The 14,419-nt window shown below is 70.0% G+C and carries 10 protein-coding genes and 1 pseudogene; 2 read left to right on the top strand and 9 right to left on the bottom strand.

From position 1 onward, the window contains the following. Positions 1-103 precede the first annotated feature (103 nt). From FHR82_RS02615 to FHR82_RS02595, 5 genes are all read right to left on the bottom strand, one after another. Complete coding sequence (locus tag FHR82_RS02615; protein ID WP_184808582.1) at positions 104-2,221, bottom strand: phospholipase A2; 2,118 nt, start codon at positions 2,219-2,221, stop codon at positions 104-106. A 208-nt stretch (positions 2,222-2,429) separates the two neighbouring features. Beyond that, on the bottom strand, positions 2,430-3,716 hold the full coding sequence (locus FHR82_RS02610) for a GGDEF domain-containing protein (RefSeq protein ID WP_311770835.1): 1,287 nt from the start codon (positions 3,714-3,716) through the stop codon (positions 2,430-2,432). 373 nt (positions 3,717-4,089) lie between these two features. Continuing rightward, positions 4,090-5,340: an MFS transporter gene (locus tag FHR82_RS02605; protein ID WP_184808581.1), complete on the bottom strand. Its 1,251-nt coding sequence runs from the start codon at positions 5,338-5,340 to the stop codon at positions 4,090-4,092. A 339-nt stretch (positions 5,341-5,679) separates the two neighbouring features. Next, entirely contained in the window at positions 5,680-6,432 is a 753-nt protein-coding gene (locus tag FHR82_RS02600) for a transglycosylase SLT domain-containing protein (protein WP_184808580.1), read from the bottom strand. 194 nt (positions 6,433-6,626) lie between these two features. After that, complete coding sequence (locus tag FHR82_RS02595; protein ID WP_184808579.1) at positions 6,627-8,093, bottom strand: flavin-containing monooxygenase; 1,467 nt, start codon at positions 8,091-8,093, stop codon at positions 6,627-6,629. Positions 8,094-8,140: 47 nt separating this feature from the next. Between FHR82_RS02595 and FHR82_RS02590 the strand changes: the two genes are divergently transcribed. Together FHR82_RS02590 and FHR82_RS02585 are read left to right on the top strand one after the other, a co-directional pair. After that, positions 8,141-8,740, top strand: a complete 600-nt coding sequence (locus FHR82_RS02590) for a TetR/AcrR family transcriptional regulator (protein WP_376706381.1) — start codon at positions 8,141-8,143, stop codon at positions 8,738-8,740. A 91-nt stretch (positions 8,741-8,831) separates the two neighbouring features. Next, positions 8,832-9,302 (top strand): hypothetical protein, encoded by a 471-nt coding sequence (locus tag FHR82_RS02585; protein WP_184808578.1) that lies wholly within the window; start codon positions 8,832-8,834, stop codon positions 9,300-9,302. 66 nt (positions 9,303-9,368) lie between these two features. Here the strand turns inward: FHR82_RS02585 and FHR82_RS02580 are convergent, their stop codons facing one another. The 4 genes and pseudogenes from FHR82_RS02580 to FHR82_RS02565 form a co-directional block, all read right to left on the bottom strand. Beyond that, entirely contained in the window at positions 9,369-9,590 is a 222-nt protein-coding gene (locus FHR82_RS02580) for a DUF3618 domain-containing protein (RefSeq protein ID WP_184808577.1), read from the bottom strand. Positions 9,591-9,686: 96 nt separating this feature from the next. Beyond that, the gene (locus tag FHR82_RS02575; protein WP_184808576.1) at positions 9,687-11,120 is read right to left on the bottom strand and encodes a P-loop NTPase family protein; all 1,434 of its coding nucleotides are present in this window, start codon (positions 11,118-11,120) and stop codon (positions 9,687-9,689) included. A gap of 43 nt (positions 11,121-11,163) precedes the next feature. Then, entirely contained in the window at positions 11,164-13,005 is a 1,842-nt protein-coding gene (locus FHR82_RS02570; protein ID WP_221463267.1) for a dynamin family protein, read from the bottom strand. Between the two features lie 96 nt (positions 13,006-13,101). Further along, positions 13,102-14,419: pseudogene (locus FHR82_RS02565) on the bottom strand (hypothetical protein); the annotation flags it as partial.

Genomic DNA, 14,419 nt, shown 5'->3' with positions numbered 1-14,419 from the left:
CCGCTCTCCATGGAGTAAGACGTTCCCCGATATCGCGAGGTTGTCCCGTAGGGTGGCATACGTCGCTCACGGTGATCGCACCGACGCGGCATTTCGTGTCGCCTCAGTGCCCGGCCGGCACCGCCCGCGCCGTGCTCGCGCGGGTCAGCGCGGGTGTGCACGCCACCGCCACCGCCAACGCACCGACCATCGTCACGGTGTGTACCACGGTGCCAGACCCGCTGACCGTCGTCAGCATGGGTGGCACACAAGCGACCGCCGTCACGATCCACGGACCGGGCCGCGAGCTCGTGTGCAGGTGGACGCAGTGCACCAGGTACCAGCCGACGAGCAGGTGGATCAGGTTCGCCATCGGGTCGATGGGCATGCCCAGCACGTCGGCCGTGACGCTCCAACCGGACAGACCGGCCACCGCGAACCCGACGACCCCCAGCGCGCCGTACGCGACGCCGAGGACCGCGGCGAGCGTGTCCCGCCAGCCCCGCCTCGACGGCGGGCCGGTCGCCGGTTCCGCGGGCTCCGGCGGGTGGCGCTCGAACCACAGGAACGCGAGCAGCGTCGGCAGGGCGATCAGGCCGACCGCGAAGATCGTGCGCGGCTGGGTGAGCCAGCCGATGCCCGTGGCCTGGCTCGCGACCCCGATCAGGCCCTCCAGCACGAGCATCGCGCACAGGTACACCAGGTAGACGGTCATGGGCGCGGCCCGCACCACGGCCGCCACCCTCGCGGGCGCGCTGGTCGACAGCACCCGCAGGCCGCGTTCGCGGGGCAGCGCCACGAGCACGGTCTGCACGACGCCGATGAGCAGCACCCCGGCGAGCGACGGCGCGAACGCGGCGTACCCGGTCGGCTCGGCGAGCTGGAGCTTCGGCTGCGCGCCGAACACCGTGAGCAGCACCAGCCCGGTGAACGCGGCCGCGGCCACCCCGAGCAGCACCGGGCGCGGGACCAGCCACAGCGTCCCGTCCGCGCAGTGGAAGGCCAGCTGGGCGAACAGCAGCGCGACGAGCACGCCACCCGCGTGCGCGGCGAGGGAGCCGCCCACGAAACCGAGGCCGACGACCCCGGCCAGCAGCACGACCGGCGTGACCACCGGGAGCGTCTTGTGGAGCCGGTGCATGAGCGGGGTGGCGGCGACGACCAGCAGGTACAGGCCGAGCAGCCACAGCGGCTGGACGATCAGGCGGCTGAACTCGGCGACCGCGCTCTCCGGCGCCCGCAACATCTCGAGGGACAGCGGGACCACCAGCCAGGCGATCACGAACGCGAGCACCGGCCGGATCAGCCAGCCGACCCGGCTCGCCAGGTACGTGACGTAGTGGCCCTCCATGGCGCGCCAGGCCAGCAGGTTCGAGTGGCCGCCCGCGAGGAAGAACAGCGGCACGAGCTGCAGCAGCCAGGTGAACGGCCAGGCCCAGGGGGGTTCCGAGTCGCCGCGCATGACGAACGCCAGCAGCGACTCGCCGAGGACGATGCCCGTCAGGCTGAGGACGCGCAGGAGGCTCATGCTGTGCGCCTGCGCCTGCTCGGTCTCGTCCAGCACCGGGTGGTGCGCGGTCGGCCTGCCCCGGGGAGCGCCCTTGCGCGCGATGCCCGGCGCGCGCACCGCGATCAGCAGCATGATCACGACCATGGCGATCGACCACACGCCGACCGGCTCGTTGCGGGGCGGCCCCCAGCGCTGGTGCCAGGAGTTGACGACGAGGCCGACGGTGTAGATGGAGGCGACGACCTCGCACGTGCCCGCCGAGCCGCGCGGGTTGTAGCGGCACTGCGCGTGCATGTCCTGCGAGAGGCGGTCGTCGAGCCGTTCTCTCAGGTCAGGCGAGAGTGGCTGGCCCTTGGCCTCCGCGTAGCGCAGGAGGTCGTAGCCGAGGTCGTGGGCCTTGCAGCCCACGCTGTAGTCCCACGTCGTGGCCCCCCACGGCGATGAGCACCCCCCGCCGGGGTGGACGGCACGTGTCGTGCCGTCGGGCGCCGTCATGTGCACCGGTTCGCGTCCACTGACCCTGCTGAAGTCCGCCGGCAGCTCCGCGATCGGGTCCCGTCCCGCCTTCGGGTCGAGCTGGTCCTCGATCACCCGCTCCGCCTTGGCGACGTCCCCCGTCGGCGGCTCGTACCTGGGCGGATCCGGCCGGGAGGCGATCACCGCGAAGCCGGCCGCCGCCAGCACGATCGCCACCAGTGCGCTGAACCGGGGCAACCGTCCTGGTTTCCCCATGGGGTCGAAGGGTACTGGCCGAGATCACCGGGCCCATCCGGATTCACCCTGATCTTCTGCCCCCTACCCCGGTACTACTCTGGGGCAGCGGGCAGCTCCGGGCGGTGATCGGTACCCCGTTTCGCGCGGCCCAAACCTGGTTCCCGAAATCGGCGCGAAATCGCAACTCGGAAAGTGCGAGAACTGCCGGGATCGTGACTCCTGGTGATTAACCCGCGGTCCGCACCTGGTTTCTCCCGCCTTCTTTCGCTTCGTATACGGCGGCATCCGCGGCTTGCAGCAGAGCGTCCAGCGCATCGGCGTGTACGGGGTATACCGCGACTCCGATCGAGGTCGTCCGATTGGAGATCGCCACCGGCCCGCCGCGTTTGTCGGTGGTCGGCACGTGCAGTTCCGAAATCGTCTGCCTGATCCGCTCACCGGCCGCCTCCGCCTCCGCGGTGTCCGCGTCCGGCAGGAGGAGCACGAACTCCTCGCCGCCGAACCGGCCGACCACGTCGCTCGGCCGCGTCGCGCTGCGCAACGCGTGCGACACGTACTCCAGCACGTCGTCACCCGCCGGGTGACCCCACGTGTCGTTGATCGACTTGAAGTGGTCGAGGTCCACCATCAGCAACGCGCACGGCAGGCTGTCACGGCTGGAGCGGTTCATCTCGCGCTCCGCGACCTCGCGCCAGCCTCGCATGTTGAGCAACCCGGTCTTGGGATCGGTCCGCACATCCACTTGCAGCTGGCGGACTTCCGCGATCCGGTTGCCGACGACACTGACCACGACCATGATCACCAACGCGGCCGGGAAGTTGGCCAGCAGGATCGCGGTCACCATGCCCAGCGCGACGGTCACGGCTTCGAGTTCGTTGTCCTCCTTGCTGCCCAGCACCGTGCGCGCGGTAGGCGACTGGTTGCCCAGGGCGAAGAACCCGCCGATGATCCCCACCTGCGTGCCGAGGTAGACGAGCCCGCCCAGCGCCAGCACGAGGAACTGCCGCAGGGAGTCCTGCCCCGTGAGCTCGGCCATCGAAAGGTCGCCGAAGGCCTCGATCGTGGCGTGGGTGAGCAGCGCGGCGCAGGACAGGCTCGCGGTGGAGAAGATGAACCGGTTCAACGGTCGACGGGCGGTGAACCAGCGCTGCACACGCACGATGAGGATCACCAGCAGGGCCAGCTGGACCGGCAGCACCAGCACCGCGGGGAAGACCCAGATCGCGGTGAGGTCGATGTGCACGGTGGACTGCCGGCTTCGCCGCCTTTCCTCCTGGCGGCGGGACAGCTGGATGTGGATCGTCGCGCAGATCGCCAGCGATGCGAACCGGAACCAGTCGAGGCCGTGCGGCGCCGGGGATCCCGTAACCGCGACGACAACGGCCACCGCGGCGATGAGCTCCCATGCGATGGCGTACGTGGTCATTCGCCAAGGCTGCTTCCAAACAGCCCATCGGCGTGGATTCACGATAATTCGGAGGTACCCCTGCCGTTCTTCGCGCTGATCGTTCACACTATGGGGTAGCGAATGTGCGACGTGCTCGGAGCGTCGCCGACGCTGCGACCGCTCCGCGCGGTCCGAGACGACGGTCTCGTCAGGAGGTGGCTCCCGTGATTGGTCACGAGTGTCGAACGGCATCGGTCGACGCACCTCATCCCCGTCGGGCATAAGCAAGCCTGACTGCAGGTGTGACCGCGGCACCACTCGGTCGTGACGAACACATACCCACTACTATCTCGCTTCTGCGACCTGTCGGGGGCGAGACGGCTGAAGTACTATAGCCCGGCCTTGACCTGCGGGGAGGTGACATACATGTCGGACCGTGACCGTGACGCCTGAGTTCCCTGTTGTTGAGAACGTACAAAACCCGACGTTGTGACGGGCACTACGTGCTCGGTGCTTCACTCGGGTAACTGCGTGTCCGCTCGGTTAGGGGAGTACGACGATCTACTCGCTGTAGTCGCGCCCAGGCGACGGTCGCAGGGATGGCGATCGCGACGGCGAGGACGCCCGCAAGAGCGACGGTGTTGGTCGCGGAGCCGGTCCACTGGGCCACCGCTCCGCCCAATACGACGCCAACTCCCTGTGACACCCGTAGTCCGGTGCGGTAAAGACCGAAGGCACCTCCGCGGATCTCGTTCGGCGTCAGGGTGTTGAACGTCGCGGTAACGGTGATCAGGTACGCGCCGAGTGCTCCGGCGAGCGCGAGCAGCGCCAGGGCGAAGCCGAGGCTCGGCTGGAGCACGAACAGGATCAGCACCGCCCCCGCACCCGTCGCCAGCACGCCGATGATCCGAACCCGCGTCTCTGCTCCCACGAAGCGGGACAACACGAACGCGCCCAACACGAAACCGAGCGGATCGGCGGCGAGCAACAGGCCGACCCCCTCGTCACCCGCGCCTATCGCGTGTGCGAGGGGCGCCGCGAGCCCCTCCGGGACGACCACCAGGCCGACCAGCCAGGACAGCGTGATCAGCACCCTGGCCTTGCGTTCCGAGAACGCCCACCGCGCACCGCCGAACCAGCCGTCCTTCTTCGTTCCCGCGACCGGACGGTCGTGGACCCACCGCCACACGACGAGCGTGCTCACAACGAAGGTCAACGCGTCCAGTGCGAGTGCCCACGACGGGCCGATGCCCACGACCAGCACGCCGCCGCCCGCCAGTCCGAGCAACATCAACGTGTTGGTGGTGATGCCGCGGAGGTCCTGGCTTCGCAGGTAGAGCGCGTCATCGGTGAACATTTCCCTGGTCACCGCGTTCTGCGCGGCCAGCGCGGGCGACTGCACCAGCCCGACCCCGAGCACCAGCACGCACAGCACCGGGATCGACGTGCCGGGGATCGCCATCAGGCCGACCAGGACGGCCTGCGCGGCCGAGCAGGCGACGATCAGGTCACGACGGGGGAAACGGTCCGCCAGCTGGGACAGGCCGAGGCCGCCGACGAGCGCGGAGAGGAACGTGAGCGCGTAGATGAGCGCGGCCATCAGGGCCGAGTTGGTCTCCCGGTACACCAGGATCATCAGTGCGACCTTGGCGAGCTGGTCACCGCCGATGGACTGGGCTTCGCTGAACCAGAGCGCACGGAACTCCTTGACCGCCAGAACAGCGGAAAAAGCGGGCTCTCGCTGGTTCAAACGTCAACCCCCGTGTCGATGCTGACAGACGCCGATCCGGTAGCGGGGATCGCGGCCACATCCGTCAGCTCACGTGCGCTCGACACACCATCTTGCCTGATCAGGCGCATCCTGTCTGCGCGATCATGCTCATCCGGTCATCACTACGTAGCTCAGAGTACCGGCAGGGATGGCGCGCGTACGCACTGGCGGTTGGTCCGGCCATGTTGCCAGATGCCAGTTTACCGCCGACTGGCGGCCCTGGCTGCGGTTCACGCAGGTGAGAGGGCGGCCTCCGGCGAACGGCGTCGCACAAAGCCGATCGACCCAGAACCGGGCGAATTCTCGGTCACGGCAGATCTACCGGTCGCGGAGCAGACCGAGGAGCACCTGTTCGATGTCCTGCTCCTCGTCGCGGTAGTCACGGGCCGTCTTGGACACGGAGCCCGCGAGGTCGTCCGCTCTGGTGCCGACACCCTTGACCTGTCGCTGCAGAGCGGCGCCGAAATGGTCGAGTGCGGCGGCGAAACCGGTTTCCTTTCCTATTTTGCCGAAGCTGTCCTCGGCGAGACCGCGCACGTTCCTGAGCTGGTGGGTCGAGAGCGAACGCAGGTCGTCGGCGATGTCGCGGGTGGTGCGGGCATAGCCGGACAGCGCGTCCGGGTCGACGAGGAAGCCGTCCTGGCCCGAACCGCCGCCGTTCCCCTTCGGACGGTCGCCCTTCTTGTCCTTTCCGTCCTTCTTGTCCATGTTCCGGATGCCGCGGCGCGCGTCGTCGAGGTACTGCTTGTACGCGCCGCTGGTGTAGGTCGTCCACGGCTGGAACGAGTCCCCCTTCCCGGAGATCGCCCACGCGGCCTTCGCGTTCTCCTCCGGGTCGAACAGCTCGCGGTTGCCGTCCAGGTCGAACTGGTCCCGCCGGGCCGGGCCGAGGGAGCCGATCATGTTGATCTGCCACAGCCCGTACGAGTTGTCCGGCGGCACCGGGTTGTGCGCCTTGGGGTCCCCACCGGACTCGGCGAGCGCGACCGCCACCGCCACCGTCAGGTCCTGGCCGCGGAATCCGGCGTCGTGCGCGTACTCGGCGATCTGCGCCGGCGACAGCTTGGCCACGGGCTTCTCCCCTCACGTGTCTGTTCGGGTCGAAGCGTCGCCGGTCCGGTGGCCGCGCCGCCACCGGCGGTGCACAACCGTGCAGGCGCGGTGCACGCCTGGAGCAACCCGAAGGCCGGCTCGGCGATGAAGGACCCCTTCAGCACGCTGAGCACAAGAAGGGGTCCTTCGCAACACCGAGCGCGACGACAGCATCAGCCGACCACGTCGAAGTCCTGCGTTTCGAGCTTGCGGGTGCGCAGCCAGTAGCGCCAGGTGAAACCCGGCCAGATGGTGCGGTTCACGCCCCGCGAGTCCAGGTACCAGCTCTTGCAGCCGCCCTGGGTCCACACGCCGCTCACCAGTTTGCGCTGCATGTCCGACTGGAACCGCGCCTGGGCGCTCTCCCGCGTGTCCAGCGCCTGTGCACCGCGCTGCTCGACCAGTGCCATCGCCTGCGAGACGTACCTGATCTGCGACTCGATCATGAAGACGACCGAGTTGTGGCCGAGGGCGGTGTTCGGACCGAGCAGGAAGAAGAGGTTGGGGTAACCCGCGACGGTGATGCCGAGGTGGGTCTGGATGCCGTTGTCCCGCCAGTCCTTCGACAGGTCCCTGCCGCCGAGGCCGGTGATGTCGAGGTAGTCGAACGCGTCGGTGACGTGGAAGCCGGTGCCGTAGATGATCGCGTCGACCTCGTGCGCCACGCCGCGCTCGTCGATGATGCCGTGCTCGGTGACCTCGCGGATGCCGTCGGTGTTGACCTCGACGTTGTCCTGCGTGAGCGCCGGGTAGTAGTCGTTGGCGATGAGCACCCTCTTGCAGCCCATCACGTAGTCGGGCGTGAGCTTGCGGCGCAGGTCCGGGTCCTTGACGGCCTTGTGCATGTGGGCCTTCGCGATCCGCGACGCGACCTTCATCAGGCCGGGCTTGCCGTTGAAGCCGATCGCGCGGGCTTCGAGCAGCCAGTAGATGACGTCGCGGTAGAGCCGCTGCGCGCCGGGAACCCGGCGGAACAGGGTCTTCACCCAGCCCGGCATCGCGTGGTCGGGCTTGGGCATGATCCACGGCGGCGTGCGCTGGAAGATCGTCAGCCGCTCGACGTCCGGCTGGATGCGCGGGACGAACTGGATCGCGCTCGCGCCAGTGCCGACGACCGCGACGCGCTTGCCGGTGAGGTCGTAGTCGTGGTCCCACTGCGCGGAGTGGAAGGCCTTGCCGCGGAAGCGTTCGACGCCGGGCAGCTTCGGGACGTTCGGGATGTGCAGCCCGCCGATGCCGGAGACCAGGAACTTCGCGGTGTAGTCGCCGGTCCCGTCTGCACTGCTGGTGCCGATGTGCCAGCGGTGCTCGTCGGGGTCCCACCGGGCGCTGGTGACCTCGACGCCGAACCGGATGTGGCGGCGCAGCCCGTACCGGTCGGTGACGTCGCGCAGGTACCGCCAGATCTCCGGCTGCGGCGAGAACGACCGCGACCAGCGCGGGTTCTGCTCGAAGGAGAACGAGTACATGTGCGACTGGATGTCGCAGGCGCAGCCGGGATAGGTGTTGTCGCGCCACGTGCCGCCGACGTCGGCGGCCTTCTCGAGGACGACGAAGTCCTCGCGGCCGTCCTTCTTGAGCTGGATGGCCATGCCGAGACCGGAGAAGCCGGTGCCGATCACCACGGTGTGGAACTCCATGCCGCCCTACCTTACTCGGAGTAGGTTACTTCCGGTAGAGTAGCGTCGTGGCGCCCACGAAGGAACAGCCGAGGAAGCGGATGCCGCGCGCGGAGCGTGAGCGGCAGATGCTCACGGTGGCGGAGGAGATCTTCGCCGAGCGCGGTTACCGGGACACGTCGATGGACGAGATCGCCGAACGCGTCGGCGTCTCCAAACCGATGATCTACGAGTACTTCGGGTCCAAGGAGGGCCTGCTCGTCGCCTGCATCCGGGCGGCGCGGGCCGAGCTGCTGGCCGCGACCATCGCGTCGGTCGAGGGCGTGGAGTCGGCCGAGGAGGCGCTGCGGCGCGGGCTCACGGCGTTCTTCGAGTTCATCGACTCGCACCGGCGGTCGTGGAAGCTGATCCAGGCCGAGGCGACAGTGGCCGGTCAGCAGGCGGTGGACGAGATCGAGGCGGGCCGCCAGCAGCAGACCGCCATCAACGTCACGCTGTTCTCGTCGTTCCTGCCGGACGTGCCGGTGAGCGAGCTGGAGGCGTACGCCGAGATCGTCGTCGGGGCGTGTGAGCGCCTGGCCACGTGGTATGTCCACCGTGACGTGTCGGCGGGGGAAGCCGCCGAACACGTCATGCGGCTGGTGTGGTTCGGGCTGCGCCCGGATTAACCACGCACGGTCACCGCCGATCGTTTATGGTCAGCGGAACGTGTCTTTCTCACCGGGGGGCGGGGAGGACCGAGGAGGGTGGGAGAAGAAGATGGCTGACCCGATCGAAGTGCATTACACGCCGGACGGCGACGACTGGACGGTGACGGTCAAGGGACGAGGTCAGACCCTCACAGGCAACGCCCCGGGACTCATCGCCGCCCGGGACCGCGCGGACCAGCTGGTGGAGAAGCTGACGTCGGACGAGCCCGGCCACCGGACGGTGGTGCACCTGCTGGGCGGCGACGCGGTCGAGTTCACGACGGCGTACCTGACGGCCCGCCTCGCGAAGACCCAGCCCGACAAGCCGGCCGAGGTGCCCACTCCCGCGGAGAGGACAGCGGAGAAGGCGACCGAGCGGGCCGCACAGCAGGCTCCACAACAAACGGTGGAGAAGGCCGAGGCGCCGAAACCGGAGAAGGCCCCGAAGCCGACCCCGACCCCGCGCGCGGGCTCCGCCGCCGCGCAGCCCGACCCCAAGGCGGCAGATCCACAGGAAGCCCCAGCCAACTCCGGCACCTGACCCACACGAGAACGACCCGCGAGCTCGTCATCGTCGAACTCGCGGGTCGTTCTGTGCCGACTCGGGTCAGCGGAAGAGTTTGCGGATCAGGAGCAGCAGGATCAGGGCGCCAACGCCGATCAGCGGGTACTTGACCTTCGGTGAGTTCAGCGTGCTCGCCGCGCCCGCCTTGGCCTCGGTCACCAGCTTCTTCGGGTTCGCCTTCGTACCGAGCTGGTCCAGCGTGGACGCGAGCGCGTCCCGCGCCTGCTCGATCTCCCGCTGGATGGTGTCGGGGTCGCGCGCCACGAGATTCCTCCTCGAAACGGTGTAGGCAACAAACCTAGAGCACCACGGCACCCCACAACCGGCCGACCCGCCGATGCCCAGCTCCGCAAGCTCCGCTCAGATCCTCGTCAGTTGCGCGACCATTCCTTCACAGCTGCGCACCACCACGCGCGCCGCACGGCGCTGGCCCGTTCCCAGCGCGTGGTTCTCCGCCTGCTCCTGCCACCGCCGCAGCGCGTCGGACACCGCGTCGTGCAGCTCGTGCCCGGACGCCTCGCGCTCGAAACCCAGCCGCGCGGGCAGTGCCGTGCCGACGCCGCCCACCAGCCGCCGCGCCTCGTCGGCGAGCGGGTCCGGCAGCGTGGTCCGCCCACCGTGCAACGCCGCCAGGAGTCGCAGCTCACGGAAGTCGTGCGCGCTCACCACCAGCGCCTCCAGCGCCGACACCAGCCGGCGCGCCGCGGGCCGGGGTTCCATGCGCAGCACCACTTCCAGCGCCAGCAACGCCGACCTGGCCTTCAGCACGTCGTGCCGGTCGGTGAAGCACTGCCGGATCGACTCCCGCAGCTCGGCCAGCCCGCTGCGGGTCACGAGCTCCGCCGACAGCGCGTCCACGGTGGTGAAACCCTGGCGGATCAACGTGGTCACGAGCCGGATGCCGAACATCCCGAACCGCTCCAGCAGCGCCAGCCGGACACGGCTGTCGAGCCGCAGCGGCACGCCGTCGCCGACGAACCGGTCCGCCGACACCATCGCCGTCTCCAGCTGCCGCCGCGGGGCCTGCGCCAGCACACCGAGGGACACCATCTCCTCCTCGGTGAGGGTGCGCCCGGCGTGGGCGAGCAGGCCCGACACCGCGATCGCGTTCTGGCACAGCCCGGTCAGCCCGACATCGGTCCGGTACCGGCGCGCGAGCTGTTTCGCCGAGGTCAGCGCGTCGATGCGACCACCGCCGACCTCGTCGGCACGGGACAGCACGACGATCGAGTTCACCGGGGCCTCGCGGGCGATCGGGTGGTCCTGCAGCGACTGCAGGAACCCGACGTCCGTCGAGTGCGGCTGGCGCATGAGGTACAGGACGGCGTCCGCGTCGAGCGAGATGCGGGAGCCGACCTCCGACGAGTCGATGCCCGGGGTGTCGATCAACGTGAGGCCACGCAGCGTGCGCGCGGGCCAGTCGACGATCACCCGATCGAGTTGGTCGGACCGCCAGCCCTCCAGGTCGATGTGCAGCCGCCCGCCCATCCGCGCCGCGGGGACGTCCCGGGGCGGTGCCTGCACCGGGTACACCTGCGCTCTCGGGTTCATCCCGCCGCGGTACCAGGTGAGGATCTGGCGGCCGCCCTCCACCGACAGCGGCGCGATCTCCTCGCCCACCAGCGAGTTCACGAGTGTCGACTTGCCGGCCTCCGGCTGCCCGGCCACCGCGACCCGCAGCGGCTCGGCGAGCCGGTCGACGTGGTGGCGCAGCCAGTTGGTGGCCCGGGGACTGTCCCGGTACAGGTCGAGCGCCTCGCGCAGCATGGCATGCGCGCGGTCGGCGAGAGTCATGACGCCCCCTCGCGAGCTCCGCTCACGGTTCCGCGAGCTCCGCTCATGCGGTCAGCTCCCGCGGCGCGGCCGGAGCGACCAGCGCCTGGATCCGCTTGTGCAGCACGGCGAGCCGGTCCACCTCGGCGGCGATCTCCTGGCTGCGGCGCCGCCGCTCGGCCAGCTCCGCCTCCGCGGCGCGCTTGGCGACGGTCGCCTGCTCGGCGATGCCGGACTGCAGCCGCTCCACGACCGCCTGGAAGTGGTCGCGCAGCTTCCGCTGCACCTGGCGGGCGGTGTCCTTGCTGGCCTTGCCGTAGGACAGGAAGAAGTCGTCGACATGGCGCTGAGCGGTCTGCTTGGCGAGCGCCTGCCGCCGCTTGAGCCTGCCGCTGCGCTCGTCCCAGATGCTCTTCGCGCCGAACGCGGCACCCGCGGACAGCGAGATCGGGTTGATCAGCGGCATGCCGGCGATCGTGGTCGCGAGACCGAACATCAGCAGGCCGCCGTAGGAGCCGCGGAGGCCGACGAACACCTGCTGGCCGATGGTGAACTTCTCGATCCTCGGCGGTTCCAGCCCGCCGACGTGGTCGAGCATGCCCTCGGCCGCGACGTCCTCCGGGATGGCCTCCTCGAGCGCCACCTGCCGCGCGATCTTCTCGGCCACCCACTGGAACCGCTCGACGAGCCACGCGAAGTTGACCTCCGCGGTGTCGGCGAGCGCCTCGCGGAGCCATTCCCCGAAGTCGTCCCAGGTCTTGGCCGGGTCGGCGGAGTCGAAGAACTCGTCGGCGGACCGGATGATCTTGCGGGTGCGGTCGCGCAGGTCGTACTCGACGTCCGAGATCAGGTCGGCGACCTCGTCGGACAGCATGGTCTGCCAGCGGGTGGTGCGTCTGCGCAGCTCGTCGAGCCGGTGCTGCGCGGCGCGGTACAGCGTCTGCGCGCGGCCCTGCTCCCCGGTGCGGGCCTCGGTCAGCGCGGTGGTCAGCGGGCCGATCAGCTCCTTGGTCGCCTGCGCGGCGAGGACGGCGGTGGCGCCGCGGGCGATCGCGTCGCCATTCTTCAGCACGTCCTGCGACAGGGTCCGGACCAGGTCCCCGAACCCGGACTCCTCGTTGAGCTGCTTGTCCCCGGTCTGCGCGGCGGCGAGGCGGACCGACGCCGACACCGGCACGACCTTCACGCGCAGACCGGCCGCGGCGAGGCGGGCGCGGTTGCGCTCGGCCACCTTGCGCCAGCGCGGCACGATGTCGATCTTCGTGAGCACGACCGTCACCACGGGGCAGAGCGAGGTGACCTCCTTGAGCAGATCCAGCTCGGAGGCGCACAGCTCGCCGGTGGCGTCGGTGATCATGAGCACCGCGTCGGCGGTGGCGAGCGCGGCGAACGTGGACGCGGTGCGCAGCGCACCGGTCGAGTTGAGGGCCGGGGTGTCGATCAGCACCAGCCCGGCGGCCAGGAGCTCCCGCGGCAGGCCGACCTCGGCGTGCACGTCGGGGGTGCTGACCAGCGCCCGCCTGGCGACCTCGTCCACGGGGACCGGGATCCTTGTCGGCTCGTTCGACGGCCCGATCGCCCGCCTCCCGGACGTCGGAACGTCCGCGACGAGAGCCGCGACGGGCTTCTGCGAATGCGTTACGGTCGTCGGCGTGATTGTGGTCACATCATCGCCCACAGCACACACATTGGCGTTCACGAGGGCGTTGACCAACTGGCTTTTGCCCTGGTTCAGCTCTCCGATCACGGGGACCCGCAGCTTCGGCTCGAGGAGCAGCGAACGCCGCGTCTCCAGCCTTCCGGCCAGGTCAGTGCGGTGGTGCGTGATGCACGCCGCGATGGTGTCGTCGAGAACGCTGAGCCAGGGCTGAGTCCTCACCCGGACGAGTGTGCCGTGCTCCCCCATCTGGGTGAAAGGGGGGCCGGGGCCCGTACTGCGTACGGACCCCGGCTCCAAGGGGTTGGGGCTAACCCCTGTTTCCCACTGGGCTGAAAAGGCGCGTTACAGACCCAGGTCCAGGCCGCCCAGCAACGGGGCGTCCTGGGGGAGGTGATCGGTGACGCCCGAAACGAGCCCACCCACAGGGCTGTCGTGAACGGCATCGGTCACCGGGTTGGTGGACACGAGGTCGGTGACGGCGCTCGTGTCGACCGGCAGGTTGCCCGTGACACCCGAGACGGTGTCGGACACCGTGCCGGTGACGTCGCCCACCGCGGGCAGCGCGGCGGAGTCGACGGTCGGCAGGTCCGGCAGCTGGGGGAGCTCGGGCAGCTGCGGCAGCGGCAGGTCGTCCACCGTCGGGAGGTTCGACAGGTGCTCGGAGACCTGGTCGCCACCCTGCTCGATGCCGTCGGTGACGGTGTCGGTCGTGGTGTCGAGGACACCGGCGACCGGCGCGGCCGGACCGGTGAGCAGGCCCTCGAGGTTGTCACTGCCGGACTCGATGCCGTCGGTGAGAGCGCCTGCGCCGGTCGTGGCGTAGTGCGCGACGGTCCCGGCGACCGCGTCGCCGGTGTCCCCGAGGTGGTCGACGTCCAGCAGGTCGGACGGGTCGCCCGGCTCGATGGAGAAGTCACCGTCCGAGTTGGCCGAGAAGGAGCCCAGCGGGGACTCCGCGGCGACCGCGAAACCGTCGGGGCCCGCGAGCAGGCCACCGGCCAGGTCGCCTGCCACCGTGTCGAGGGCACCCCACGCGGCGACGTCGCCACCGGCGTGGCCGACCAGGCCGAGGCCCGCGTCCGCGAGCTCGGAGCTGCCGGCGAGCGAGCCGCCGAACTCCTGCGGGTCGAGCTTCGCACCGGCCGCGAGGTCACCCAGCGCGGTGTCGGTGTAGCTCGAAAGGGTCGGGGCGTCCGAGTCGTCCGGGTTGGCCAGGTAGCCGGAGGCGGCCGTGTCGAGCACGTCGCCGTCCAGGTCGACGCCGAGGCCGGTGGTGGCCGTGTCGACACCCGCGGTGAGGTCACCGAGCGGGGTCTCCAGGTCGCCGAGGCTCGGCAGCGCGGGCAGACCAACGGCGGGCAGGGTGCCCAGCCCCGGGAGGCCGGACGGGTCACCGTCGGACCCGTCATCACACGAGCCGTCACCCAGGCCCGGCAGCGCGGGCAGCGCGGGCAGACCGACCGCGGGCAGGTCACCCAGAGCCGGCAGCTCGGGCACACCAGCGCCGGGCAGGTCACCCAAACCCGGCAGCGCCGGCAGCGCGGGCAGACCGACCGCGGGCAGAGTGCCCAGCCCCGGGAGGCCGGACGGGTCACCGTCGGACCCGTCATCACACGAGCCGTCACCCAGGCCCGGCAGCGCGGGCAGCGCGGGCAGACCG

The sequence above is a fragment of the Actinophytocola algeriensis genome, from assembly GCF_014203735.1.
GTDB lineage: Bacteria > Actinomycetota > Actinomycetes > Mycobacteriales > Pseudonocardiaceae > Actinophytocola > Actinophytocola algeriensis.
This window is presented reverse-complemented; position numbering and strand designations above follow the sequence as displayed.

Excerpts from the sequence above, each read along its gene's own strand:
- FHR82_RS02615 (WP_184808582.1), bottom strand. The coding sequence starts at position 2,221 with ATGGGGAAACCAGGACGGTTGCCCCGGTTCAGCGCACTGGTGGCGATC.
- FHR82_RS02595 (WP_184808579.1), bottom strand. The coding sequence starts at position 8,093 with ATGGAGTTCCACACCGTGGTGATCGGCACCGGCTTCTCCGGTCTCGGC.
- FHR82_RS02585 (WP_184808578.1), top strand. The coding sequence starts at position 8,832 with ATGGCTGACCCGATCGAAGTGCATTACACGCCGGACGGCGACGACTGG.
- FHR82_RS02575 (WP_184808576.1), bottom strand. The coding sequence starts at position 11,120 with ATGACTCTCGCCGACCGCGCGCATGCCATGCTGCGCGAGGCGCTCGAC.
- FHR82_RS02570 (WP_221463267.1), bottom strand. The coding sequence starts at position 13,005 with ATGGGGGAGCACGGCACACTCGTCCGGGTGAGGACTCAGCCCTGGCTC.